Origin of the sequence: Nocardioides jensenii JCM 1364 = NBRC 14755 (assembly GCF_001552535.1) — a bacterium.
Lineage (GTDB): Bacteria > Actinomycetota > Actinomycetes > Propionibacteriales > Nocardioidaceae > Nocardioides > Nocardioides jensenii.
Genome location: NZ_BCRJ01000004.1, coordinates 73,596 through 97,459 on the forward strand (window position 1 = coordinate 73,596; position 23,864 = coordinate 97,459).

21 protein-coding genes and 1 tRNA gene are annotated in these 23,864 nt (G+C 68.4%); 8 read left to right on the forward strand and 14 right to left on the reverse strand.

All coding sequences use genetic code 11. The features are described 5' to 3' along the window. The first annotated feature begins 72 nt into the window (after nt 1-72). Nucleotides 73-918, forward strand: a complete 846-nt coding sequence (locus NJ4_RS02380) for a PAC2 family protein (RefSeq protein WP_067429603.1) — start codon at nt 73-75, stop codon at nt 916-918. 6 nt (nt 919-924) lie between these two features. Here NJ4_RS02380 and mshC read toward each other — a convergent pair whose 3' ends face one another. The 4 genes from mshC to NJ4_RS02400 are packed head-to-tail and all read right to left on the reverse strand — an operon-like array spanning nt 925 to nt 4,227. Then, the gene (gene mshC / locus NJ4_RS02385; protein ID WP_067429606.1) at nt 925-2,151 is read right to left on the reverse strand and encodes a cysteine--1-D-myo-inosityl 2-amino-2-deoxy-alpha-D-glucopyranoside ligase; all 1,227 of its coding nucleotides are present in this window, start codon (nt 2,149-2,151) and stop codon (nt 925-927) included. Between the two features lie 22 nt (nt 2,152-2,173). Further along, nucleotides 2,174-2,944 carry an SCO1664 family protein gene (locus NJ4_RS02390; protein ID WP_082748106.1) on the reverse strand — a complete coding sequence of 257 codons (771 nt, stop codon included), beginning with the start codon at nt 2,942-2,944 and terminating at the stop codon, nt 2,174-2,176. Beyond that, entirely contained in the window at nt 2,941-3,519 is a 579-nt protein-coding gene (locus NJ4_RS02395) for a DUF3090 domain-containing protein (protein ID WP_067429609.1), read from the reverse strand. The genes NJ4_RS02390 and NJ4_RS02395 overlap by 4 nt, the downstream gene beginning before the upstream one ends. A gap of 9 nt (nt 3,520-3,528) precedes the next feature. Beyond that, nucleotides 3,529-4,227, reverse strand: a complete 699-nt coding sequence (locus NJ4_RS02400; protein WP_067429612.1) for a histidine phosphatase family protein — start codon at nt 4,225-4,227, stop codon at nt 3,529-3,531. A 33-nt stretch (nt 4,228-4,260) separates the two neighbouring features. Between NJ4_RS02400 and corA the strand changes: the two genes are divergently transcribed. Further along, the gene (corA, locus tag NJ4_RS02405; RefSeq protein ID WP_067429615.1) at nt 4,261-5,241 is read left to right on the forward strand and encodes a magnesium/cobalt transporter CorA; all 981 of its coding nucleotides are present in this window, start codon (nt 4,261-4,263) and stop codon (nt 5,239-5,241) included. A 108-nt stretch (nt 5,242-5,349) separates the two neighbouring features. Here the strand turns inward: corA and NJ4_RS02410 are convergent, their stop codons facing one another. Both NJ4_RS02410 and NJ4_RS02415 read right to left on the reverse strand, forming a co-directional pair. After that, on the reverse strand, nt 5,350-5,631 hold the full coding sequence (locus NJ4_RS02410; RefSeq protein WP_067429618.1) for a GIY-YIG nuclease family protein: 282 nt from the start codon (nt 5,629-5,631) through the stop codon (nt 5,350-5,352). Between the two features lie 313 nt (nt 5,632-5,944). Next, complete coding sequence (locus NJ4_RS02415; RefSeq protein ID WP_067429622.1) at nt 5,945-6,769, reverse strand: undecaprenyl-diphosphate phosphatase; 825 nt, start codon at nt 6,767-6,769, stop codon at nt 5,945-5,947. A 98-nt stretch (nt 6,770-6,867) separates the two neighbouring features. On the opposite strand from NJ4_RS02415, the gene NJ4_RS02420 reads away from it, so the two are divergent. Together NJ4_RS02420 and NJ4_RS02425 are read left to right on the forward strand one after the other, a co-directional pair. Beyond that, nucleotides 6,868-7,818 carry an aldo/keto reductase gene (locus tag NJ4_RS02420; protein ID WP_067429625.1) on the forward strand — a complete coding sequence of 317 codons (951 nt, stop codon included), beginning with the start codon at nt 6,868-6,870 and terminating at the stop codon, nt 7,816-7,818. 3 nt (nt 7,819-7,821) lie between these two features. Continuing rightward, nucleotides 7,822-8,052, forward strand: coding sequence for a DUF5703 family protein (locus NJ4_RS02425; RefSeq protein ID WP_067429627.1), 231 nt, complete (start codon nt 7,822-7,824; stop codon nt 8,050-8,052). A 33-nt stretch (nt 8,053-8,085) separates the two neighbouring features. On the opposite strand, the gene NJ4_RS02430 is transcribed toward NJ4_RS02425, so the two are convergent. Continuing rightward, nucleotides 8,086-8,571: a cupin domain-containing protein gene (locus NJ4_RS02430; protein ID WP_067429628.1), complete on the reverse strand. Its 486-nt coding sequence runs from the start codon at nt 8,569-8,571 to the stop codon at nt 8,086-8,088. A gap of 22 nt (nt 8,572-8,593) precedes the next feature. Then, a complete protein-coding gene (locus NJ4_RS02435) occupies nt 8,594-9,922 on the reverse strand; it encodes a M20/M25/M40 family metallo-hydrolase (RefSeq protein WP_067429629.1) in 1,329 nt (442 codons plus the stop codon). Between the two features lie 78 nt (nt 9,923-10,000). Here NJ4_RS02435 and NJ4_RS02440 point away from each other — a divergent pair. Further along, a tRNA-Leu gene (locus NJ4_RS02440) sits at nt 10,001-10,086 on the forward strand. A 33-nt stretch (nt 10,087-10,119) separates the two neighbouring features. Here the strand turns inward: NJ4_RS02440 and NJ4_RS02445 are convergent. Next, on the reverse strand, nt 10,120-11,463 hold the full coding sequence (locus NJ4_RS02445; protein WP_067429631.1) for an acyltransferase family protein: 1,344 nt from the start codon (nt 11,461-11,463) through the stop codon (nt 10,120-10,122). A 271-nt stretch (nt 11,464-11,734) separates the two neighbouring features. Here NJ4_RS02445 and NJ4_RS02450 point away from each other — a divergent pair, with 271 nt between their 5' ends. Both NJ4_RS02450 and NJ4_RS02455 read left to right on the forward strand, forming a co-directional pair. Beyond that, nucleotides 11,735-14,326: a cation-translocating P-type ATPase gene (locus NJ4_RS02450; protein WP_067429633.1), complete on the forward strand. Its 2,592-nt coding sequence runs from the start codon at nt 11,735-11,737 to the stop codon at nt 14,324-14,326. A gap of 98 nt (nt 14,327-14,424) precedes the next feature. Next, a complete protein-coding gene (locus tag NJ4_RS02455) occupies nt 14,425-14,727 on the forward strand; it encodes a dsRBD fold-containing protein (RefSeq protein WP_067429635.1) in 303 nt (100 codons plus the stop codon). A gap of 102 nt (nt 14,728-14,829) precedes the next feature. On the opposite strand, the gene NJ4_RS02460 is transcribed toward NJ4_RS02455, so the two are convergent. From NJ4_RS02460 to NJ4_RS02480, 5 genes are all read right to left on the reverse strand, one after another. Next, nucleotides 14,830-17,379, reverse strand: a complete 2,550-nt coding sequence (locus NJ4_RS02460) for an ABC transporter permease (RefSeq protein ID WP_067429638.1) — start codon at nt 17,377-17,379, stop codon at nt 14,830-14,832. A gap of 1 nt (nt 17,380) precedes the next feature. Further along, the gene (locus NJ4_RS02465) at nt 17,381-18,181 is read right to left on the reverse strand and encodes an ABC transporter ATP-binding protein (RefSeq protein WP_067429642.1); all 801 of its coding nucleotides are present in this window, start codon (nt 18,179-18,181) and stop codon (nt 17,381-17,383) included. Between the two features lie 178 nt (nt 18,182-18,359). Then, nucleotides 18,360-18,635 (reverse strand): SHOCT domain-containing protein, encoded by a 276-nt coding sequence (locus tag NJ4_RS02470; protein WP_082748124.1) that lies wholly within the window; start codon nt 18,633-18,635, stop codon nt 18,360-18,362. Between the two features lie 264 nt (nt 18,636-18,899). Then, on the reverse strand, nt 18,900-19,829 hold the full coding sequence (locus NJ4_RS02475) for a universal stress protein (RefSeq protein WP_067429649.1): 930 nt from the start codon (nt 19,827-19,829) through the stop codon (nt 18,900-18,902). Between the two features lie 105 nt (nt 19,830-19,934). Beyond that, nucleotides 19,935-22,352 carry a phosphoketolase family protein gene (locus NJ4_RS02480; protein ID WP_067429652.1) on the reverse strand — a complete coding sequence of 806 codons (2,418 nt, stop codon included), beginning with the start codon at nt 22,350-22,352 and terminating at the stop codon, nt 19,935-19,937. Between the two features lie 328 nt (nt 22,353-22,680). On the opposite strand from NJ4_RS02480, the gene adhP reads away from it, so the two are divergent. Next, on the forward strand, nt 22,681-23,727 hold the full coding sequence (gene adhP, locus NJ4_RS02485) for an alcohol dehydrogenase AdhP (RefSeq protein ID WP_067429655.1): 1,047 nt from the start codon (nt 22,681-22,683) through the stop codon (nt 23,725-23,727). Nucleotides 23,728-23,864 lie beyond the last annotated feature (137 nt).

Below are 23,864 nucleotides of genomic sequence, written 5' to 3' on the forward strand. Positions count from 1 at the left end.
GGCCGGGCTCGGCACGTCGGTCCGACGGCCCGCCCACGGCGAACGTACACCTGCGACCACTACGCTGAGGTGATGATCGAAGTGGAAGAAGTGCCCGACCTGGTGGACCCCGTCGTCATCGCCGCCTTCGAGGGCTGGAACGACGCCGCGGACGCTGCCTCCTCGGTCGTCGACCACCTGATGGAGGTGTGGGACGCCCGGGTGGTCGCCACCGTGGATCCCGAGGACTTCTACGACTTCCAGATGAACCGTCCTGTGGTCGGCACCGACGCCCGCGGGCACCGCTCGTTGACCTGGCCGAGCACCCAGGTCGCGATCGCTTCTCCCCCGGGCCTGGACCGCGACGTGATCCTGATCCGGGGCCTCGAGCCGAACATGCGTTGGCGCCAGTTCTGCGCCGAGCTCCTCGCCGTCTGCGACGACCTGGGCGGCCAGTTGGTGGTCACGCTGGGCGCGCTGCTCGCCGACACGCCACACACCCGGCCGATCCCGGTCACGGGCACGGCCACCGAACCCGACCTCGTCGACCGGCTCGACATCGAGCAGTCGACCTACGAGGGATCCACCGGGATCGTCGGCGTGTTCCAGGACGCCTGCGTCCTGCTCGACATCCCGGCCGTCTCCTACTGGGCGGCGGTGCCCCACTACGTGGCCCAGCCCCCCTGCCCGAAGGCAACACTGGCACTGATCGGTCAGCTCGAGGAGCTGCTCGGCACGGCGATCCCGCTCCTCGACCTGCCCGAGGACGCCCGTGCCTGGGAGCGCGGCGTCGACGAGCTGGCCGAGGAAGAGGAAGAGATCGCCGACTACGTGCGCGCCCTCGAGGAGACCCGCGACACCGCCGACCTTCCCGAGGCCTCGGGCGAGGCGATCGCGCGGGAGTTCGAGCGCTATCTCAAGCGCCGAAACACCGACTGACCTCGATCAGAGGGCGAGGCCGAGCGAGGCGTCGAGCAGGGTGCGGATCGTCTGAGCGGCGCTCGGCTCGGTCGTGTCGCCGGCCGCTGTGGCCGCGAACCAGGCGTCGAGTGCGGCCAGCGCCCGGGGAGCGTCGAGGTCGTCGGCCAGCGCGGCGAGCACGTCGTCCACCACCGACCGTGTGGGCGCTCCAGCGCCCGAGGCGAGCGTCTCCCGCCACGAGGCCAGGGTGTCCACCGAGGCCCACAGCAGGTCGTCGGTCCACTCCCAGTCGGAGCGGTAGTGCTGCCGCAACAGCGTCAACCGGATCGCCATCGGGTCGACGTCGCTGCGACGCAGGGCCGAGACGAAGACCAGGTTGCCCTTGGACTTCGACATCTTCTCGCCGTCGTAGGCGACCATCCCGGCGTGGGCGTAGGCCTTGGCGAACGCCTCACCGCGCTCGGCCACCTGGACCTCGCCGGCCGACATCTCGTGGTGCGGGAAGACCAGGTCGCTGCCGCCGCCCTGCACGTCGAATCCGGTGCCGAGGTGCTGGAGCGCGATCGCCGCGCACTCGATGTGCCATCCGGGCCGGCCGGGCCCGAACGGGCTGTCCCAGGCAGGCTCGCCCTCGCGCTCACCGCGCCACAGGACGCAGTCGAGCGGGTCCTTCTTGCCCTCGCGGTCGGGGTCGCCGCCGCGTTCGGCGAAGACCTCCAGCATCTGGTCGCGATCCCACCCGGACACCTGGCCGAAGGCCGGGTCGGCGGTCACCGAGAAGTAGAGGTCGGTGTCGACGGTGTAGACCGAGCCCGTGGCCCGCAGCTTCTCGACCAGGTCGATGACCAGCTGGATCGACTCCACGGCGCCGATGTAGTTGCGCGGCGGGAGCACCCGCAACGCCTCCATGTCCTCGCGGAACAGCTCGGTCTCACGCAGGGCGAGCTCTTCCCAGGCGACACCCACCTTGGTGGCCCGCTCCAACAGCGGGTCGTCGACGTCGGTGACGTTCTGCACGTAGTGCACGTCATGACCGGCCGCTCGCCAGGCCCGGTTGAGCAGGTCGAACGCGACGTAGGTCGCGGCGTGGCCCATGTGCGTGGCGTCGTACGGCGTGATGCCGCAGACGTAGAGCCGGGCGACGTCGTCCGGCGTGGTGGCAACGAGACCACCGGAGCTGGTGTCATGGACGGAGACCTGCGGGCCCCGAACGGGGAGGGAGGGAACCTGCGGGGCTGACCACGTCTGCATGGCCGCAGCCTAACGAACTCTTCTAGAAGGCCGGCCACGGGATGGCGGGCCACTCCCCGGACGGCTCAGGCATCACACCCGTCGCCAGCAACGCGTCGCACCGCCCGACGAAGGCTGCCAGCTCGCGCGGGGTGATCAGGTCACCGAGTCGCTTCAGGAGGTCGTCGTCCCCGGCCACCCGGCGTACGACGACCGCCTCGTCGTCGCTGACCGGCGTACCGAGCCACCCCCACAGGACGCTGCGCAGCTTGTTCTCGACGTGGAAGGAGACTCCGTGGTCGACGCCGTAGCGGTGGCCATCGGTCATCGCCAGCACGTGGCCTCCCTTGCGGTCGCCGTTGTTGACCAGCACGTCGAAGATCGCCATCCGTCGCAACGGGGGTGAGTCCTCGTGCACCAGTGCCACCGGCTCGTCGTCGGGGCCGATCGCGTCGAACACGTGCAGGTAGCCCTCGGGCAGCTCGCCCTCGGGCACGACGTCGACGGGAGCCTGGTCGACATCGGGTTCGGCCCAGGCCTGCACCATGCCGGGGCCGTGCGGGCCCTCGCGCAGCACGGTGGTCGGCACCACGTTCCACCCGAGCGCCTGCGAGACGGCGTACGCCGCGACCTCACGCTGGGCCAGCGTGCCGTCGGGAAAGTCCCACAGGGGACGCTCACCGGCCACCGGCTTGTAGACCACCTGGGTGCCCTCGACGAGCCCGACGAAGGTGGCGTTCGAGGCCGGCATCACCCGCCCGACGATCTCGAGGTCGCCCGTCGAGATGACGGCCGGCAGGACGGGCTCGGTCACGGGTTCCTGCGGCGGAAGCCGTTGGCGCGCACACAGAGGTGACCGTCGGGATCGATCGGTCCACCGCAGAAGGGGCAACTGGGTCGACCGGCGTCGATCACCTGCGCGGCACGCTTGACGAACGCCCGCGCCGCACCTGCGGTGATCCGGACCACGAAGACCTCCTCGGGCTCGGGTTCGGTGAAGTCCTCGTCGACCTGGTCGGGGCTGACCACGGCCGCCTCGTTGAACGGGAACACCTCGACCACGATGCGCTCGACGTCGCTCTCCCACGACAGGGTCATCGTGCCGGCCCGGAACTCCTCCTCGATCGGCTGGTCGAGCGGCCCGGTGTCGTCGAGGTCGAGCGGCGCGACCGCGGGGATCACCGTCTGGGTCTCGGCGTTGGCCATCAGCTCGTCGAGCAGGTCGTCGATGCGTTCGGAGAGCACGGCCACCTGCTGCTTCTCCAAGGACACAGTGACCAGCCGGGTGCCCTGGCGTGCCTGGAGAAAGAAGGTGCGGTCACCAGGCTCTCCGACGGTTCCGGCGACGAACCTGTCGGGCGGGTCGAATTCGTGGATCACGGGAGGCATGGCCCAACCCTATTCCGGTCCGGCGCCGCCGCCGACGACCGCATCCGTGCTGGGGCGACGCTTCTTCTTCTTCGGTGCCAGCCACGCGAGGTCACCCTCGTGCGTGTTGGTGCCGAGCACGAACGGCCGCGTGCTCGAGTAGCGCACGATCGAGACGGACGCCGGGTCGACGTGCAGACGCTGGAAGAGATCGAGGTGCATGCCCAGGGCATCGGCGAGGACCGACTTGATGATGTCGCCGTGACTGACCGCCACCCACACCGCGTTCTCGCCGTGCTCGGCGGTGATCTCGGCGTCGAGCCGGCGTACGGCGGAAACCGAGCGGGCCATCATCGCGGTCAGTGACTCCCCACCGGGGAAGACCACGGCCGAGGGATGCTGTTGCACGGTGGCCCACAGCTTCTCCTTGGTGAGGTCCTTGATCGGCCGGCCGGTCCAGTCCCCGTAGTCGCACTCGATGATGCCGCGCTCGGTGCGCACGCCGGGTGACCCGGCCTGGGCCCCGGCGATGCGGCGGGCCGTCTGCCGGCACCGTTCCAACGGGCTGCTGACCACGGCCGCCAGCTGCACGGCAGCAAGCCGGGCGGCCGTTCGGTCGGCCTGGGCCGTGCCCGTCTCGTCGAGTCGTACGCCGCCCGTGCGGCCGGCCAGCACTCCGCTGGTGTTCGCCGAACTGCGCCCGTGTCGCACAAGGATCACCGTTGCCATGCCCCGGAGCGTATCCGGCGTAGCCTCACAACCGTGATCGTCGACAACGCGCTCTACCGCAACGGGGTCCGGGTGCCCCTCGAGGCCGACATTGCCGACCTCAGGTCCGTGCGCGCCCGCTGCGACGAACCCGACAGCTTCGTCTGGGTGGGGCTGCTCGACCCCAGCGCCGACGAGCTGACCGCCGTCGCGGACGTCTTCGACCTGCACCCGCTCGCGGTCGAGGACGCCGTCAACGCCCACCAACGGCCCAAGCTGGAGAAGTACGACGACTCGCTGTTCCTGGTGCTCAAGACGCTCTGGTACGTCGATGAGGAGGACGCGGTCGAGACCGGCGAGATCAACATCTTCGTCGGCTCGGACTTCGTGGTCACCGTGCGCCACGGTCAGGGTTCTGAGCTGCACGGCTCCCGCATCTACCTGGAGTCCAAGAAGGAGCTGCTGGTCCACGGGCCGACCGCCGTCGTCTACGCGGTGTGCGACCGGGTGGTCGACGCCTACGAGAGCGTCGCGGCAAGCCTCGAGGAGGACGTCGACGAGGTCGAGGCGTCGGTCTTCGCCCCCGAGCGCACCGATGACTCGCCCCGCATCTACGTCCTCAAGCGGGAGCTGGCCGAGGTGCGTCGTGCCGTCCTGCCACTACGCGATCCGATCCGCCGGGCGTCCGGTGGCACCGTCGCGGGCATGTCCCCCAACGCGGCCCCCTACTTCCGTGACGTGGGCGACCATCTCAGCCGTGTCGCGGAGACTGTCGACAACCTCGACTCGTTGCTGTCGTCGGCGTTCGAGGCCCAGCAGGCCCGGATCTCGGTCCAGCAGAACGAGGACATGCGCAAGATCTCGGCCGGGGTCGGGCTGGTCGCCGCGCCCACCCTGGTCGGCGCGATCTACGGGATGAACTTCGACCACATGCCGGAGCTGCACTGGGCCTTCGGCTACCCGTTCGCGTTGTGCCTGATGGCACTGAGCTCGCTGGCCGTCTTCGTGTTCTTCAAGAAGTCCGGCTGGCTCTGACCACTCTCGGTGGTCGAGTGCCGCCGAGGAACGAGGCGGCGTACCGAGACCTGGCCTGGTTCGGTGGTCGAGTGCCGCCGAGGAACGAGGCGGCGTATCGAGACCACATCACGAAAACTTCTTGCGAGCGAGGCTGGCCAGGTCACCCCAGCGGCCTTCGGCCAGCGCCTCGCGTTTTGCCCGGCTCCAGTTCTGAACCTGCTTCTCGCGGGCGAACGCCAAGCCCACGTTCTCGTGTTCCTCAAACCAGACGAGCTTCACCGGTAGCCGTCTTCTGGTGTAGTCAGCTCCTTTGCCGACTCGGTGTTGTTCGAGACGCTTCTCGAGGTGGCGCGTGCTTCCGACGTAGTAGGTGTTGTCTGAGCACAGGAGCATGTAAGTGAAGGCCATGAGCAAGCATCTCGCTCCCAGAATCGGAGCGCCACGCCTCGACACATGCCTGTGGACAAACGGTCTCGATACGTTCGCTGGCGCTCACTACTCGACCAACGAAACCCGGTGCTCGAGTGCCACCGAGAACCGAGGCGGCGTACCGAGACCTGCCCTGATTCGGGGGTCTCGATACGTTCGCTGGCGCTCACTACTCGACCAACGAAACCCGGTGCTCGAGTGCCACCGAGAAATGAGGCGACCTACCGAGACCACCCCACGGGGCCTCGATACATTCGCTGGCGCTCACTACTCGACCAACGGGGAACAGCCGTCAGGCGGCGATCACGCCACCGGCCAGCAGAGCGAGCACCAGCGCCCCGAGGCCGATCCGATAGATCACGAACGGCAGGTAGGACTTGGTGGAGACATAGCGCAACAACCAGGCGATCGCGGCGTACCCGACGATGAACGAGACCACCGTTGCGGTGATGGTCGGGCCCCAGCCGTAGGGGTTGTCGGTCCGGCCGATCTCCTTGAGCTCGAACAGTCCGGCCCCCACGACGGCGGGGATGGCCAGGAGGAAGGCGAACCGGGTGGCCGCCTCGCGGTCGTAGCCGAGGAACCGGCCCATCGAGATCGTCGCGCCCGACCGGGACACCCCGGGGATCAGAGCGCAGGCCTGGGCGAAGCCGAGCAGCCCGGCGTGCTTGAGGTTCATCTGCTTGATCGCGCGTTCGCCCGAGCCGATGCGGTCGGCGATGCCCAGGATCACGCCGAGCACGATCAAGGTGGTGCCGACGATCCACAGGCTGCGGAAGTCATGCTCGATGACGTTCTTGAGGGCGATGCCAAGGACGACGATCGGGACCGAGCCGACGATGACGTACCAGCCCATCCGGGCGTCGATGTGCCCGCGGTACTCCGGCTTGACCAGCGACTTGAGCCACATCGAGGCGATCCGCCAGATGTCCTTGCGGAAGTAGATCAGCACGGCCAGCTCGGTGCCGATCTGGATCACCGCGGTGAACGCGGCCCCCGGGTCCTCCCAGCCGAAGAACTCCGGGAAGATGCGGAGATGGGCACTGCTCGAGATGGGCAGGAACTCGGTCAGGCCCTGGAGCACGCCGAGGAACACGGCCTTGAGGAAGTCAAGCACGGCGCGAAGCCTACGCCGGGATGTGATGTGAACCCGCCCGGTGTCCGCTCCGGCGTGCCTCGGGGCCGGTGTGGCCCGGGGTGGCTACCGTTGCGCCCATGCAGCAACGCACCCTGGGATCGACCGGGCTCAAGGTCTCGCGGCTCGGTCTGGGCACTCTCACCTGGGGACGCGACACCGACGAGCACGAGGCCCGCGACCAGCTGATCGCCTTCATCGAGGCCGGCGGCAACTTGCTGGACACCGCAGCTGGCTACGGCGACGGCGCGTCCGAGGAGCTGATCGGCAGCCTCCTCGGCGATGTGGTCCCGCGCGACGACGTCGTTCTCGCGACCAAGGCGGGCATCTCCCGCCGTCGCGGTCAGCGCGAATCCAACGTGTCCCGCGGCCACATGATCTCCAGCCTCGACCAGTCACTGCGCCGGCTCGGCGTCGACCACGTCGACCTCTGGCAGGTGCACACGTGGGTCGACGGCACGCCGCTCGAAGAGACCTTGGGCGCACTCGACTACGCCGTGACCACCGGTCGGGCGGCGTACGTCGGAGTCTCCAACTACAACGGCTGGCAGACCGCGCAGGCCGCGACCTGGCAGCGCGCCGTGCCCGGGCGGGCCACCCTGGCCTCCACCCAGGTCGAATACTCGCTGCTGAACCGCACGATCGAGCACGAGGTGCTCGACGCGGCCCGTGCCCTCGGGCTCGGCGTACTCCCCTGGTCCCCCCTGGGTCGCGGCGTGCTCACCGGCAAGTACCGCCACGGCACCCCGGCCGACTCTCGAGCCGCCTCCGCCCACTTCGCCAACTTCGTCGGCAACTACCTGGGCGAACAGTCGCAGCGCATCGTCGAGGCCGTGGTCCGCGCCGGCGAGGGCCTGGACTGGTCGCCGCTCGAGGTCGCCCTGGTCTGGGTCCGCGACCGGCCCGGGGTCACCGCCCCGATCGTCGGAGCACGTACGGCGGCCCAGCTCGGCGCCGCACTGGGTACTGATGAGCTGTCCCTGCCCACCGAGATCGTCGAGGCCCTCGACGACGTGTCCGGAGGAGACTGATCCATGGCGGCCACAGCACGCAAGGCGTTCCGCAGGAACGTGGAGTGGGAGTACGACAACCTCACCCTGTCGAGCGAGCTGAGCCGCAACGTGGTCACCCGACTGCTCGTCGAGCGCGCCGAGCAGGGCGGCTGGGAGCTCCGCAGCGTGCGCATCGGCGCGGACGGCGTACGCCGGGTCATCCTGCGACGCAAGATCATCCGGCAGCCGCGCCCCGAGTTCTACTACGTCTGAACCGGCTCCCGTCCAGCGGCAGGTGGGCACAGGTCAGAGCCAGTAGTTGTCGTGCGCCAGGTAGAACGCGTCGCGCTCCTCGTCGGTCATGGTGAGACCCTCGCCGAGCTTCTTCAGGGTCTCGAAGTAGGACTCGCGGGGCGCGCCGGGTGAGAAGTGCAGCAGCATCGAGGCCTTCTGCCCCGACTCGTTGCGGAAGCCGTGGACTCCCCCGGCCGGAACGTGCACGAAGTCGCCGGCGTGGGTGTCGACCCAGTCCGTGCCGTTGTAGATCTTGACCGTGCCCGAGAGGATGTAGAACGACTCGGTGATCGTCTTGTGGAAGTGCGGGTCGGGGCCGCTGACACCTTCGGCGAAGTTCCAGCGATAGAGGCCGAACAGCCCGCCGGTGCTGGCCCCGGTCGCGAGGTAGTCGACGGTGCCGCCGCTGCGGTAGGTCAGCGTGTGGTCGGCGTCGTTGGGGCGCACCGTCGCGCTGGCCTCACCGTCGCCGACGTAGATCGGGTCTGGGTAGGACATGACCCCCAGCCAAGCAGCCGAGTCAGGCGCGGTCGAGGAATTTGTCGAAGACCCGGGCCCCGAACTCGAGTGCGTCGACCGGGACCCGCTCGTCGACGCCGTGGAAGAGCGCCCCGAAGTCGAGGTCCTGCGGCAACCGGAGAGGGGCGAACCCGTAGGAGGTCATGCCGAGCTTGCGGAAGTGCTTGGCATCCGTGCCGCCCGACATGAGGTAGGGCGCGACGATGCCGTCGGGGTCCTCGGCCAGGATCGACTGGGTCATGGCATCGACGATCTGGCCGTCGTACGGCGAGTCCCAGGGCTGCTGCTTGGAGACGAACTCCCAGGTGACGTGCTCGCCGCAGAGCTCGGCGAGAGTCGCGAAGAACTCGTCCTCGAAGCCGGGCAGGAAGCGGCCGTCGATGTGGGCGGTGGCCTCGGTGGGGATGACGTTGACCTTGTAGCCAGCGTTCAGCATGGTCGGGTTGGCGGTGTTGCGAATGACCGCACCCAGCATGCGAGCCGAGCTCTCGAACTCCGAGACCAGTGCCTCCGCGTTCTCAGGGGTGGCCTCCGTGCCGGCGATGTCGGCGACGGAGGCCAGCAGCACCTCCATCGCCGGTGTCAGCCTGACCGGCCACTGGTGGGCGCCGATCCGGGCCACCGCACCGGCGAGCTCGGTGACCGCATTGTGGTGGTTGATCATCGAGCCGTGACCGGCGTTGCCGCGCGCGGTCAGCTTCATCCAGGCCATCCCCTTCTCGGCGGCCTCGATCAGGTAGATCCGCTTGCCTCGGACGGTGGTGGTGAACCCACCCACCTCACCGACCGCCTCGGTGCAGTCGGCGATCTCGTCGGCGTGGTTGTCGATGAGGAACTCGGCGCCCTTGTGCCCGCCGGCCTCTTCGTCGGCGGTGAAGCAGAGCACGATCGGCCGCGGCGGCATCGCCCCCGCACGGGCCCGCGCGCGGATCACCGAGAGCGCCATCGCGTCGAAGTCCTTCATGTCGACCGCACCACGGCCCCACACGTAGCCGTCGTGGATCTCCGCGGCGAACGGGTCGAACTGCCAGTCCTCGGCCGCCGCCGGTACGACGTCCAGGTGGCCATGCAGCAGCAGTGGCTCACCAGGGCCGTCACCCCAGCGGGCGATCAGCGACGTTCGGCCCGGCTCGGACTCGTAGAGGTTGCTCGAGATGCCGACCTCGTCGAGCAGGCCGGCCACCAGCTCGGCGGCCTTGCGCTCCCCCGGACCGTCGTCGTCCCCGTAGTTGGAGGTGTCGATCCGGATCAGGTCGCGGCAGATGTCGACCACCTCGGCGGCGGGGTCGTAGGCCGGGGTGGGAACCGTCGTCTCGTCGGATGCAGACATGCCCCCATCCTTGCATCCGTCACCAGTGGGGCCGATGTGAGTTTTCGGGACGTCTCTTGCTACAGTTCTCCAGCACTCGTCCGGGTGGCGGAATTGGCAGACGCGCTAGCTTGAGGTGCTAGTGCCCGTATTAGGGCGTGGGGGTTCAAGTCCCCCCTCGGACACTGGAAAGGCCCCGGCTCCACGGGGCCTTTTCTTCATTTCTGGGCCGCGATCCTGTCGTCGGTCGGCAGGCTGCCTCGAGGCCGTCCAGCCTCCCGTGCCCTCGCCTGCCTCGGGTGAGGTCGCGCCAGCACGACCACGGCCGCGATCACGAGAAGCCAGGGTTCAGGCACGCGCGCAGAGTGACCCAGACCGTCGTCCGCAAGCAGCGCCAGAAGGACCACCGTCAGGCCGACCCTGAGCAGGGGAAGGACCGCTCCGCGCGCAGCCCTGGTCCTCGCCGGGTGCGGATCCTCGAAGCGTCCGACCACCGCCACGACGGCCCCTGTCGTGGCGCCGAGAAGGACGATCCAGACAGGTCGCGCGGTCCACCATTCGAGGGTGTCGGGCCTGGCATGCAGACCCACCCCTCCGAACCACAGCGACACCGCACCCAGCATCACCAACGCGGTGAGGTGCCAGAGATAGATCGTCATCATCCGGGCCTCGACGACGACGATGGTGCGCCACACCCGTGGGCGGCCGGCGAACCGGCGCAGGGCCGGTTCGGCCAGCAGCACCATGCCGGTGAGTGCACAACCCAGCATCAGGATCGTGGCGCGCGGCGGGTTGGTGTTGTTCACTCCATGGCCACTGACGCCGACCATCGACACCCCGTAGGGACCGAACCAGACGAGCGCAACAGCCGCGCCGAACCCGAGAAGAACGAGCAGGAGGGCATGGGCGGGCCGACGAAAGGTGCCGTCCCGCCACGCGTAGCCGAACTGGTGCAGGGTTCCCCACACGATCAGCAGGTTCAGCGCACCGATCGCCGTGCTGTCGAAGTGCAGGCTCAGGGCATCAACCGGGAACGCGAGAAGTCCGACGGCGAGGGTGCGCGGCCCCCATCGATCCCAGGCCCCGACGCTCATGGGTGCCACCGCCACGACGACCAGATACGTGGCGAGAAACCAGAGCGGCACCAGCGAGGTCAAGGAACCGATGCGCAGCCACTCGCCGCCAAGACCAATGTGAGGTGCCAGTGGCGCCAGCACCGCCCAGAAGACCAGCAGCGGCAGGACCGGCCGTGTGAGTCGAGTGGTCCGGCTCGCCAACCAGGTGCCGTAGCGGGAGCCCACCGCCCGCGCATGCCGCCACGACACCACGTTGGCGTAGCCACCCACCACGAAGAACAACGGAATCACCTGGAAGATCCAGGTGAGGGGGTGCGTCCAGGGGGCGATACCCAGCAAACCCGCCCGGTGCAACGTGACCTCGGTGTCGACGTACCAGCCCTGCTTGAGCCAGTGGCCGAGCACGACGGCTACCAGCGCAAGCACCCGGACCAGGTCGACGACCCGGTTGCGTTGTGCGGACGTGTGCAGCTCCAGCGCTTGCATTGCTCCTGCACGAGTCGTGCGCGACATCAACGCCACGGCCCGTGACGTGCTGTTCCGGCGATCGTCATCCGACGGCGCCCCGGTCTGGACGCTCGCCTGGCCCGGGTAAGACGGTCCAGGTGCTCATCCGTCCTCCTCGGTGGTGGGGTCCTTCATTGATCAAACCCCCTCGTTGGTGGGCCGAGACACGGCAGTTGGTCGACCCCGCACGGGACCTTCGGCCCTGCCTCGGGTACGACGCGTCGGAGAGATTTGGCGGCAGGAGGATTCAATGCAAGCTCGTCTGGACGCACGCGGCGCCGCGACCCCCGGCCTCACTCACCAGGATGCTGCGAACCGATTGGCCCGCGATGGTCTGAACGTCCTTCCCTCGGCCAACCGTCCGCACCCGCTCAGGCAGTTCCTCGCCCAGATGACCCATCTTCTGGCCGTGCTGTTGTGGGTGGCCGCCGTCCTGGCTCTGCTGGCCGGGATGCCGCCGCTGACCGTGGCGATCGTCTTCATCATCGTGCTCAACGCCGCCTTCGCCTTCTGGCAGGAGCACCGGGCTGACCGCTCGACCGACCGGCTGCGGTCCCTGCTGCCCCAGGTCGCCCAGGTCGTACGCGACGGGCTCGTCCAGTCCATCGATGCCACGGAGCTGGTCGTCGGCGACGTCGTACTGCTCACGGCGGGTGACCGGGTGGGCGCCGACATGCTCCTCGACGACGAAGCTGGCCTGACCATGGACGAGTCGATGGTGACGGGAGAGAGCGGGGCCGTTACCCACGTGGCGGGTGATCGCCTGATGGCAGGGACGTTCGTGGTTCAGGGTGAGGGTGCCGCAACCGTGGTGGCGACAGGCACGACCACCACGGTTGCCGGGATCTCCGCACTGGCCGGCTCGGCGCAACGCCCTCCCAGCCCGATGACCAGCCAGGTCGCCCACGTGGTTCGGGTGATCGCCGTGATCGCCTTCCTCACCGGCGCCGGCCTCGGGCTGACGTCCTTGACACTCGGACTCGACCGAACCAGCGCATTCCTCTTCGGTGTCGGTGTCATGGTGGCGCTCGTCCCGGAGGGCCTGCTGCCAACCGTCACGTTGTCGCTGGCTCGCGGCGCCCAGGAGATGGCTGAACGCCACGCTCTCGTACGTCGTCTCGATGCCGTCGAGACCCTGGGCGCGACCACGTTCATCTGCACGGACAAGACAGGAACCATCACCCAGAACAGGATGGCCGTGGTCGAGGTGTTGACACGGTCCGGACGGGTGACCGTGCAGGGAACAGGCTATGAGCCAGGGGCAGACATGGTGGGGACTGACCGTGCTCGCGCGGAAGTCTCCCGTATCGGAACCGCGGCCCTCCGGTGCGTGACCGGTCGGATCGAGCACGAGGGCCAAGCGTGGAAGGCCCAAGGCGATCCGATGGAGGCCGCCATCCACTGTCTCGCCCTGCGAGCCGGGGTCGAGGACGTGGTCGAGGAGCCGGAACGGCGCCCCTACACGTCGACCCGGATGCTCAGCTCCGCCTACTTCGACGGTGTGGTCTCGGTGCTGGGTGCTCCGGAGCGGGTCCTCGCCCGCTGCGTCGATGTCCCGACGGAGGCAGAGCAGATCCTTGAGCTGTTCACGTCTCAGGGCCGACGCGTTGTGGCGGTGGCGGAACGTCGCTGGTCGGCCGGGGACGGGGAGGACCAGCAGGAGAGCGGGCTGAGCTTCCTGGGGCTGCTCGCGCTCGAGGACCCAACGCGCGAGAACGTCGGGGCATCGCTCCAGGCCTGTCGTTCCGCCGGCATCCGCGTCGCAATGCTGACCGGCGACCATCCGGGGACCGCAGGTGCGATCGCCCGGGAGGTCGGCCTGATCGACGAGTCGGGATTCGTGGTCGAGGGCAAGGACCTCCCCGAGGACGACGAAGCACTGGCGCTGCTCCTGGATCGTCCCGAGGGATGCGTGGTCGCTCGGGTGACTCCTGAGGACAAGTTCAAGATCGCGCGCGCACTGCGTGGCCGCGGACACGTCGTCGCGATGACCGGGGACGGCGTCAACGACGTACCGGCGTTGCGGGAGGCTGACGTCGGAGTGGCCATGGGCGCCAGCGGCAGTGACGTCGCTCGCGAGTCCGCGGACCTGGTGCTGCTCGATGACCACTTCGGGACGATCGTGAAGGCGGTCGAGCTTGGCCGGGCCACGTTCCAGAACGTTCGACGATTCCTGACGTACCACCTCACCGACAACATCGCAGAGCTCGCTCCGTTCGCGATCTGGGCCGGCTCGGGTGGATCCTTCCCGCTCGCCATCGGTGTGCTCCAGGTTCTGGCGCTCGACATCGGCACCGACATGCTGCCCGCCCTCGCTCTGGGAGCGGAACCGCCGCGGAAGGGGATCATGCGCGGCCGGCATTCCCGCAACGTCCTCGACCGTCCCGTGCTCCTCCGAGCCTTCGGGCTGCTGGGCCCGGTGCAGGCATTCTGCTCCCTGGGCGCCTTCACCCTGATCCTGCTCGCAGGTGGCTGGGGCTGGGGTGAGGAACCGTCCGCGTCACTGCTGGCGCAGGCATCGGGCACCGCGTTCGCGGCCATCGCCTTGGGACAGATCGCCAATGCCTTGGCATGCCGGAGCACCTCACGTCCGGTGTGGCGCCTCGATCTCCTGAGCAACCGGCTGGTCCTGTGGGCCATCGCGGCCGAGCTCGTCCTGCTCGCATTGTTCTTGGGGTGGACTCCCCTGGCCGATCTGTTGGGTGGCGCATGGCCGGGCGCCACCGGGTGGTCCTACGCCGCTGCCACGGCCTGTGCAGTGATTCTCGCGGACGGAGCCAACAAGATTCTCCGAGGCCGCCTGTCGACGCGTGCACACCACACCCTTCGCGCCACCGGTTGACCTTGGTCCCGGCGGTCCGGGCAACGGGACTCTCTCCCGCTGCTGAGAAGCATCCCACTGTGGAGAACACCCGAACCCGACCTCAAGGAGCACACAACATGTCGAACCAACACACCCAGACCCCGGCCGCTCGAGAGTGGTCGGTCCGGATCTTCCTCTCCGAACACGACGGCGGCACCCATGCCGAGGCACGTCTGGACACGGGTGGGACCAGCCTGACTGGGACCGGATCGGCTCGTCTCAGTCCGGCGGACACGGACGTCCCCGAGATCGGTGATGAGCTGGCCGCCGGACGAGCCTTGTCGAGCCTGGCTGCCGTCCTCCTCCGGACGGCCGATGCCGACATCGAAGCCGTCACCGGTGATTCCGACTGGCCGCCGCGCGACACCGCCTGGGCATGAGCCCAGCCTCCGAGTGGGGGCCCGGTGCAGCCACCGGGCCCTCCACAGCGTGATCGAGGGTGCACGCCCGAGGCGTCACCGTCGACTTCCCTGTTCTGCTCGTCAGTCCGCAGCGATCGCGGCGAGGACGTTCATCCGGCTGGCACGCCGGGCGGGAACTGCAGCGGCGAGAACCCCCACGACGACGGCCATGGCCAGCAGCCCAGCAAGCTGCAGCCACGGAATTCCCAGCACGTCGACCCCCTGACTGGCCACCACGTGTTGCAGCGCGATCCCGAAGCACACCCCCGTGACCAGTCCCAGGACCGCGCCCAGGACCGCGATGACGATCGCCTCGAGCCTGATCATGGTGCGCAACTGGCGCCTCGCCAGACCGAGTGCACGCAGGAGACCGATCTCCCGGGTCCTCTCGACCGCCGACAGCGCGAGGGTGTTGGTCACGCCGAGGATCGCTATCACAACGGCGAGTGCGAGGAGTGCATAGATCAGGTAGAGCAACTGGTTGATGGCCGCTCGCTGCTGGTCGGCGTACTCGTCCTGGTCCTGCAGGTTCACCGTCGGGTCGCCGGCGAGGACGTCCTCGATGCCGGCCCGGACCGCCTGCTGGGAGACCGAACCGTCGGCGAGCACGAACAGCATCGTGTCCGCAGCATCGCCACCCGCCGCGGCCAACTGATCGAGCGACATGAGGACGTCGCCACTGACCGCGCCGGTACCGGAGTAGAGACCGCCCACGACGTACCGGCCCAGCCGATCGTTGACCTCGATGCTGAACTCGTCACCCACCGACAGGTGGTGCGTGGCAGCTGCCGAGGAGCTCATCACGACACGCGTGCCCCGCACGTCCGCCAGTGAGCCCCGATCGAGGCGTACGTCGACTACTGAACCGAAGATCGTCGGGTCCACGGCGACGACGGAGACCGCCGCATCGTCGAGCGTCGCCATCGCGGTGCGCACCACGGCCACCGATGCGACCCCTTCGACCTCCTTGATGCGCTCGCCGTAGGTTGGGGAGAATGCTTGCTGGGTCGCACTCGAGACCATCAGGTCCGCGGTCAGGGAGTCCTCGATGGCCCGGTCGGTGCTGAGCTTCGCCGACTGACCGAGCACCGCCACGAGTGACACCAGGGCGAGCCCCACCATCAGGGCGCTGGCGGTCGCCGCCGTACGTCGGCGGTTGCGCAGGGCGTTCTCGGTGGCGAGCACGCCGACCTCGCCGAACAACCGCCGATAGGCGACGCCGAAGGCGCGCACCACGGGTCGACCGATCAGGGCGGCGTTCACCGTGACCCCGAGCAGGATGGCCAGCATCCCGGCCCCGATCAGCAGGATCTCACCGCCGAGGGTCAGACCCATTCCGAGGACGGCCGCTCCCCCGACCAGCAGGACGAACCCTGTGAGTCGGAGCCATCGGGACGTGGCACCGGTCAGGGCGTCCTGCCCGGCCATGCCCTCAACGATGCTGACCCGGGCAGCCCGGCGCGCCGGAAGGTAGGCAGCCGCGGTGCTGAGCAGCGTGCCGAGGAGGAAGGAGATCAGGATCGTTCGGCTACTCAGTGGAAGGTCGGCCTGTCCGATGTCGAAGCCGACAAGGCCGAAGACTGTCTTGAGTGCCACGGCGAGCAGATAGCCGAGGCCCACACCCGCGGTAGAGCCGACCAGTCCCATCACAACCGCCTCTGCCATCACCGCCCGGTTCACCTGGCCGCGCGAGGCGCCGAGCGCACGCAGCAACGCGAGCTCGCGGGCGCGCTGAGTGATCAGGATCGAGAACGTGTTGACGATCAGGAACGCTCCGACGACCATCGACAGTCCGGCGAAGACGAGCAGGAAGATGTTGACGAACCCGAGCATCTCCTCGATGCCACTGGCCTGTTCCTCCACGACGGTGTCGCCGGTCTCGACCACGAGGTCAGCGGGTAGTGCGGTCGCGGCTGCGTCGCGCAGCTCCGACTGGGACACCCCGTCTGCCGCGGTCAGGGCGATGCTCGTGTAGACGTCGTGGCCGTCGAAGAACATGGCTTGCATCGCCTCGGTGTCGAAGATCGCCAGCGTGGCGCCGACCAGTCCGTCCTCGGAACCGAACCGGATCAGTCCGGTCAGACGTGCATGGATGATCGGTTGGTCGCCGCGGGTTGCCAGGGTGACCTCGTCGCCGATCCGATAGCCGCCCTTTTCGGCGGTGTCGACGTCGAGAAGGAGTTCGTGTGCACCCTGGGGCAGGTCGCCGTCGACCAGGTTCAGGATCCGGTTCCCCGAGATCGCGACCGTGTCGTTGAAGTTGAACGCGAATGCAGGCGGCCCATTGCCACCCACCAGCTCTCCCGACTTGCTGATCACGAAGACGCCCTGCGCTTCGACATTTCCGTCGGCTGCCGCCACCTGCGGCAACGTGCTCAGGGTGTCCACGACAGATGCGGGCAGGGTCTCGGGGGACACCACACCAGAGTCGTTGATCACGTCCTCGTACCCATCGGGGGTCACCAGCGCCTCGGCGGTCGAGCCGGTCACGATGCCGTCGAAGGCCCGTCCCATGGAGTCCGTGAAGATGAAGGACCCGGCAACGAAGGCAACGCCCAGGACCACAGCGAGTGCGCTGAGCAGCATGCGGACCTTGCGTGCGGCAACGTTGTGCAGAATCACGCGGAGCATGTCAGCTGCCGATCCCGGTGGCGCCGGACGCCGCCGAGCTGAGGTGCTTCATCCGCTCCAGCACGGCGTCCGCCGTCGGCTCCCGCAGGTCGCCGACCACCTTCCCGTCCGCCAGGAAGATCACCCGGTCGGTGTAGGCGGCGGCAACCGGATCGTGTGTGACCATCACGATGGTCTGCCCGTGCTCGTCCACGCTGCGTCGGAGGAACGACAGGAGCTCCGCACCGGCGCGAGAGTCGAGATTGCCCGTGGGTTCGTCGGCGAACACAATGGCCGGCTTGGAGACCAGTGCGCGTGCGGCGGCTGCCCGCTGCTGCTGACCCCCGGAAAGCTCGTGTGGGCGATGCTCGAGTCGATCCCGCATCCCTACGGCGTCGACGACTTCGTCGAACCAGGCGGGGTCGGGCCGCCTGCCCGCAATCGCCAGGGGCAGCACGATGTTCTCCCGTGCGGAGAGGGTGGGAATCAGGTTGTAGGACTGAAAGACGAAGCCGAGTTTGTCGCGCCGCAGTCGCGTGAGCTTCCGATCGTTGAGACCGGACAGTTCCGTGTCGCCGACGTACACACGTCCCGAGCTGGCAGTGTCCAGCGCCGCCATGCAGTGCAGCAGCGTCGACTTGCCCGAGCCCGAAGGCCCCATGACTGCTGTGAACTCACCCGTGACGAACTCCAGGGAGACGCCGTCCAGCGCCGCGAGCGCGGCGTCGCCCGTTCCGTAGACCTTGCGCAGATCCACGGTGCGTGCGGCCACCTGTCGAGCGGGCTCCGCGCGGCGGGCTGTTGCAGCAAGCAGGTCTGTCATGGTTCCCCATCTCGGTCGAACGGTTGCACCCGGCCACGGCGCCGAGGCTCGGTCCCGAGCCTTCCGTTCGGACCACTCTCCGGGCAGAGACAGAGGTCCCGTGAGCCCGGGACTTTGGTGCACCAGCACCGCCATCCACGGGACGCGTCCGCAGCTGCCGGGGTTCACCCGGCGATCGTCACGTGACCTGTGACCTCAGGGTCTCGAGACGGCCCCGGTACTCGTCGACGTCGATTTCTCCCCGGGCCAATCGCTCCGCGAGGATCTTCTCCGCACTCGTCGTGACGCTGTGGGGCGGCGACGCGGCATGGCCACCCGGCGCCGTCGCTGACGTCCCCGAGGAGCGGACGACCCAGACGGCTGTCACCGCGACAAGTGCCCAGATACCCAGCATGGCGAGCATCATGACGATGCCCCAACCATTGTCCATGTGTCCGTCGTTCCAGTACCGCATGTCCGCCACCTCACTCCTTCATCAGGTCCGCGCGATCGCTGATGCGTCCGCTCACCCGACAGTCTTCTCTCGACCGGGCGCCCCTCCCTAGGGCCCAAGGTCAACCCGCAGCGGGCACTTTCGTCTTGCCCCCTCCCCGAGGCGACCGCCGCCGGTCACAAGAACCGCGCGACCACCTTCACCACGTGGCCAGGGCATCGAGCGAGGCGGCCAGCCGTGCCCGGGCGTCAGCGGACAACTCATGTCGCACTCCGTTCCTGAGCATCAGTAGAAGGGAGGCACCAGGTCGACGCTGCGCGGCATCGCCGTGCGGGTGTGCTTCGCGTTCTCGACCAGGACCACTGGTACCTCACTCGCTCGGAGCACGGTGCGCACCAGGGGCCCGAGGTGCGAACCGATGGGAAGGTAGGGGTGGCGCCGTCCCATGACCACGAGATCGCTCTCCCGGGACGCGTCGAGCAGGGCGCGACCCACAGACGCGTGCCGCACCTGCAACTCGACTCGTACATCGGGGTGACGTGCCTGGAGCTCCTCCAGATGTGGGGCGAATTCGGCACGCAGGCGCCTGTCCCAGTCCGCGCGCGCGTCATCCCCCACGACAACGTCGTCGTACCCGTTCGACAACCACCACGCGTGCACGACTCGCAGCTCGTCCTGACGGCGGTCTGCGAGTGCGAAGGCAGTGCGCAGAACACGCTCCGCGCCGGCTGGATCGTTCACGGCCACGGTGGTCCGGTGGTGCTGCTCCTGCGTCGACCTCCACGACTCTGGGACCGAGACCACGGGCGCATCTGCTCTCGAGGCGACTCCTTGTGTCGTCGACATGCTGGTGAAGCGGTGCAGGCCGGTGAGGTGGCGGTGCTGGAGGACGACCAGCCGGGCTCCGTCGGAGCGCGCGATGATGTCGTGGACGACACCGCGGCTGTCCTCCACCAGTTCCTGGGTGACCGCGGCACCTTCGCCCACCAGCTCGAGAACAGCGCTCTTGGCTCGATCGAGGATCAGCTCGCCGAACGCCCGGGCAGCCCCTCGAGCCTCGTCGAAGGAGGCCGGCAGGTCGGGCGGCATCCGCATCACGTGCACCAGGTGCAGTTCGCTGTGGGTGCTCACGGCCTCTTGGGCCGCGAACTGCAGCAACGCCGTCGAGTCGTCGCCCGCCACAGCGGCGACGATGCGGTTCGGGGTCTCGTTCATGTCCACTCCCTCTGATCGGTCCCCTCCAGCCTTCTCCACGCTCGCACCAGCGCGCAGAGACCAAAGACCCGATCCCCCGGGACCTTCGCTGCCGAGCCCCGTCGTTCAACGCGTTGCGGGGCGCTCCCCCATCGACCAGTCCCGAACGGCCGGCATGTCCTCGAGGTGTTCGACCACGTAGGCCTCGTGGATGACCAGCTGCTCCTCACACCAACGCTTGAGCTCGGTCGCACCCCGCGGCGTACGCCGCGCGTTGTTGATCGCGTCCATCACCAGGTGATAGCGCGATGCCCGGTTGCGCACCACCATGTCGAACGGCGTGGTCGTGGTGCCCTCCTCGATGAAACCGCGCACATGGAAGCGGTCTGCCTCGGGTCGCCCGTGCACGAGCTGGTGGATCGCGCCGGGGTACCCGTGGAAGGCGAAGACCACGTCGACCCGGTCGGTGAACAGCTCCCGAAACAACGTGTCGCCCATACCGTGCGGATGGTCCTCCTTGCGGGACAGGGCCATCAGGTCGACCACGTTGACCACGCGCACCTTCAGCTGCGGCAGGTGCTCACGCAGCAGCGCAGCTGCGGCGACCGTCTCCATCGTCACCACGTCGCCGGCGCAGGCGAGCACCACGTCGGGGTCGGTGCTGCCGTCGTCCGAGCCCGCCCACTCCCAGATCCCGCCGCCCCGGGCGCAGTGCTCCACGGCATCATCGATCGAGAGCCACTGCAGCTGCGGCTGCTTGTCGATCACGATCAGGTTCACGTAGGCCCGCGACCTCAGGGCGTGATCGGCCACGGACAGCAGGCAGTTCGCATCCGGCGGGAAGTAGACCCGTGACACCGAGCCGCGCTGGGTGATGACGTTCTGGATCAGGCCGGGACCCTGGTGGGAGAAGCCGTTGTGGTCATTGCGCCAGGCAGTCGAGGTCAACAGGATGTTCAGACTGGGCGGCGGGGTGCGCCACTCCAGGGATGCGGCCTCCTCCAGCCACTTGCTGTGCTGAATCGTCTGCGACGCGCTCACCATGGCGAAGGCCTCATAGCTCGCGAACATGCCGTGCCGGCCGGTGAGGGTGTAGCCCTCCAGCCAGCCGTGGCAGTTGTGCTCGCTGAGCACCTCCATGACCCGCCCGTCACGCGAGAGCGACACGTCCCCGGGCTGCACGGACTCGGCCCAGGCACGGTCGGAGACCTCGAAGACGGCGCCGAGCCTGTTCGAGTTGGTCTCGTCGGGACAGAACAGCCTGAAGTCGCGGGGGTTGCGTCGATAGATCTCTGCGAGCATCGCGCCGAGCGCTCGCGTCGACTCCGCGCGACTGGTCGCCGGTGTCGCCACCTCCAGGGCGAAGTCACGGAAGTCAGGGATCGCCAGGTCGCCCGAGCCACTGCCGGCGTTGGCGGCCGGATGCGCACTCATCCGCATCGCGCCCTCCGGGTTGGCGGCGAGGACGCCCGCGGTCGGCCCACCGGCCGCATCGAACAGTTCCTCGGGCCGGTAGGAGCGCAGCCACGTCTCGAGCATCGCCAGGTGCTCCGGGTTGTCACGCACTCCCGACAGGGGCACCTGGTGCGCACGCCAGGTGCCGGCGACCTGGACACCGTCGACGGTGTCCGGCCCGGTCCAGCCCTTGGGGCTGCGCAGCACGATCATCGGCCACCTCGGCCGCCGGCCGTTCCAGTCACCGCCGGAGGCCTCCTGCTGGATCTGCCTGATTCGTGAGTACGCCGTGGCCAGCGCCTCGGCCACGCGATGGTGCATGCCCGGGAGATCGTCTCCGGACACCTCGATCACGTCGTACCCGTGACCCTCGAACAGGCTGCGCACCTCGGCGGGGTGCTTGCGAGCCAGCACGGTGGGGCCGGAGATCTTCGCACCGTTGAGGTGGAGGACAGGCAGCACTGCCCCGTCGCGCGCGGGATTGAGGAAGGAGATGCCCTTCCACGACCCCTCGAGGGGCCCGGTCTCTGCCTCGCCGTCACCCACGACGGCCAGGGCGATGAGATCAGGGTTGTCCATCACGGCGCCGAACGCGTGCATCAGCACGTAGCCGAGCTCGCCGCCCTCGTGGATGGACCCCGGGGTGGTCACGGAGACGTGGCTCGGGATGCCGCCCGGCGCGCTGAACTGGCGGAACAGCCGACGCAGCCCCTCAGCGTCGCGGCTGACCTGGGGGTACACCTCGCTGTAGGTGCCTTCGAGGTAGCCCGCGGCCACCAGGGCCGGACCACCGTGACCGGGCCCGGCCAGGTAGATCATCTGCTGGCCGGTGAGCCGGATCAGGCGGGAGGCGTGCGCGTAGAGCAGCGACAGCCCGGGGCTCGTGCCCCAGTGACCCAGGAGACGGGGCTTGATGTGCTCGGGGCGCAGCGGCTCGCGCAGGAGCGGATTGCCCTGCAGGTAGATCTGGCCGATGGTCAGGTAGTTGTTGGCGCGCCACCAGGCGTCGATCGCGGCCAGGTCGAGCTCGGAGAGCCGAGCAAGGTCCGTTGCGCCGGCTCCAACCGGTGTCGGGTCACCCAACGTCATCCAGTCCTCCTCCGTGAGCGTGCGTCACCAGGTCCCACCCTGCGCCGCCGAGGGTGACGACCGCAACAGGGAAGCGAGCGCGTCCATCAAGTTCGCGATCGGCTCGCCCCCCCTCGGCCTCCACAGTGCTCGCTCATGACGTCGACGCTATCGGGAGGCGCGCGTCGCCCACCCGGGTCCAAGGTCCCGTCCGCAACACAGTTCGTGGGACCACCGGCCCTGTCGACAGCCGTCCACGTGCGACGAGGGTGGGCCAGAGGCGCACGTGGCCGATGCTGACTCACTCGAGCCGGACGCCACGAACCGCCCATGAAGAGAGGGGCTCGCCATGAAGGCAGCCGTCGTCACCGCATTCTCCGAATCACTTGAGATTGTCGAGCGGGAGATCCCTGTCCCTGCGACGGGTCAGGTCTTGGTGCGCCTGGAGACCTGCGGACTGTGCCACACCGACATCCACGCTGCCAGAGGCGACTGGCCCATTCGGCCGGTGCTCCCCTTCGTGCCGGGCCACGAGGGCGTCGGTATCGTCGAACGGCTCGGCGAAGGCGTCACCAGCCGACGGGTCGGCGAGCGCGTCGCCATTGCCTGGCTCGGATCCGCGTGCGGTGCCTGTCGCTACTGCATCGACGGCCGCGAGCCCCTGTGCGAGAAGCAGGAGAACAGCGGCTACTCCATCGACGGCGCGTTCGCCGAGTACGCCGTGGCCGACGCCACGTACGTCGTGCCAGTGCCCGACGGCATCACCTCCGTCGATGCCTCTCCCCTCAGCTGTGCCGGGGTGACGACGTACAAGGCTCTGAGGGTCGCCCAGATCGTCCCCACCGAGCGCGTGGGTGTCTTCGGCATCGGGGGGCTTGGACACCTGGCAGTCCAATACGCCGCCATCATGGGCGGCTCGGTCGTCGCCATCGACATCTCGGATGACAAGCTCGAGCTCGCCCAGGAGCTCGGAGCCGAGCACGTCGTCAACGCCAGCCGGACTGACCCGGTGGCTGCACTCACTGCACTCGGCAGCCTCGACGTGGCCGTGGTGCTGGCAGCGTCACCCCACGTCTTCGAGCAGGCGTTCGCGTCCCTGCGCCGTGGTGGGCGACTCATCTGCGTGGCGCTCCCGGGTGATGCTGCCTCGATGGACATCCCCATCTTCGAGACGGTGCTCAAGGGGATCTCGATCATCGGGTCGATCGTGGGCACGCGTCAGGATCTCACCGAGGTCTTCGCTCTCCATGCCGCAGGGCGCACCCGTGTGGTCACGGAAACGCGCGCCATCGACGATGTCAACGACGCCATCGCCGAGGTCCTCTCCGGCACGGTCAGTGCTCGTCTGGTCTTCGAATACGCGCCAGTGCCCGCTGAGCTTCCCGCCAAGCTCTGACGGTGCGTGACCCGTTGGCGCCGTCCTACGTCGATCTGCTCTGGCTCCCACTCGGCGCTGGCGAATCCTCTGGCCTCGTGCGCCGGAGTGGGCGCCTGTACGAGACGGTCTCGGCACGGCACCATCATCGCCAGAGC

Bases quoted from the DNA above. Each gene is read 5' to 3' on its own strand.
- NJ4_RS02380 (WP_067429603.1), top strand. From the start codon at position 73: ATGATCGAAGTGGAAGAAGTGCCCGACCTGGTGGACCCCGTCGTCATC.
- mshC (WP_067429606.1), bottom strand. From the start codon at position 2,151: ATGCAGACGTGGTCAGCCCCGCAGGTTCCCTCCCTCCCCGTTCGGGGC.
- NJ4_RS02395 (WP_067429609.1), bottom strand. From the start codon at position 3,519: ATGCCTCCCGTGATCCACGAATTCGACCCGCCCGACAGGTTCGTCGCC.
- NJ4_RS02400 (WP_067429612.1), bottom strand. From the start codon at position 4,227: ATGGCAACGGTGATCCTTGTGCGACACGGGCGCAGTTCGGCGAACACC.
- NJ4_RS02410 (WP_067429618.1), bottom strand. From the start codon at position 5,631: ATGGCCTTCACTTACATGCTCCTGTGCTCAGACAACACCTACTACGTC.
- NJ4_RS02420 (WP_067429625.1), top strand. From the start codon at position 6,868: ATGCAGCAACGCACCCTGGGATCGACCGGGCTCAAGGTCTCGCGGCTC.
- NJ4_RS02425 (WP_067429627.1), top strand. From the start codon at position 7,822: ATGGCGGCCACAGCACGCAAGGCGTTCCGCAGGAACGTGGAGTGGGAG.
- NJ4_RS02430 (WP_067429628.1), bottom strand. From the start codon at position 8,571: ATGTCCTACCCAGACCCGATCTACGTCGGCGACGGTGAGGCCAGCGCG.
- NJ4_RS02435 (WP_067429629.1), bottom strand. From the start codon at position 9,922: ATGTCTGCATCCGACGAGACGACGGTTCCCACCCCGGCCTACGACCCC.
- NJ4_RS02445 (WP_067429631.1), bottom strand. From the start codon at position 11,463: ATGCAAGCGCTGGAGCTGCACACGTCCGCACAACGCAACCGGGTCGTC.
- NJ4_RS02450 (WP_067429633.1), top strand. From the start codon at position 11,735: ATGCAAGCTCGTCTGGACGCACGCGGCGCCGCGACCCCCGGCCTCACT.
- NJ4_RS02455 (WP_067429635.1), top strand. From the start codon at position 14,425: ATGTCGAACCAACACACCCAGACCCCGGCCGCTCGAGAGTGGTCGGTC.
- NJ4_RS02460 (WP_067429638.1), bottom strand. From the start codon at position 17,379: ATGCTCCGCGTGATTCTGCACAACGTTGCCGCACGCAAGGTCCGCATG.
- NJ4_RS02465 (WP_067429642.1), bottom strand. From the start codon at position 18,181: ATGACAGACCTGCTTGCTGCAACAGCCCGCCGCGCGGAGCCCGCTCGA.
- NJ4_RS02470 (WP_082748124.1), bottom strand. From the start codon at position 18,635: ATGCGGTACTGGAACGACGGACACATGGACAATGGTTGGGGCATCGTC.
- NJ4_RS02475 (WP_067429649.1), bottom strand. From the start codon at position 19,829: ATGAACGAGACCCCGAACCGCATCGTCGCCGCTGTGGCGGGCGACGAC.
- NJ4_RS02480 (WP_067429652.1), bottom strand. From the start codon at position 22,352: ATGACGTTGGGTGACCCGACACCGGTTGGAGCCGGCGCAACGGACCTT.
- adhP (WP_067429655.1), top strand. From the start codon at position 22,681: ATGAAGGCAGCCGTCGTCACCGCATTCTCCGAATCACTTGAGATTGTC.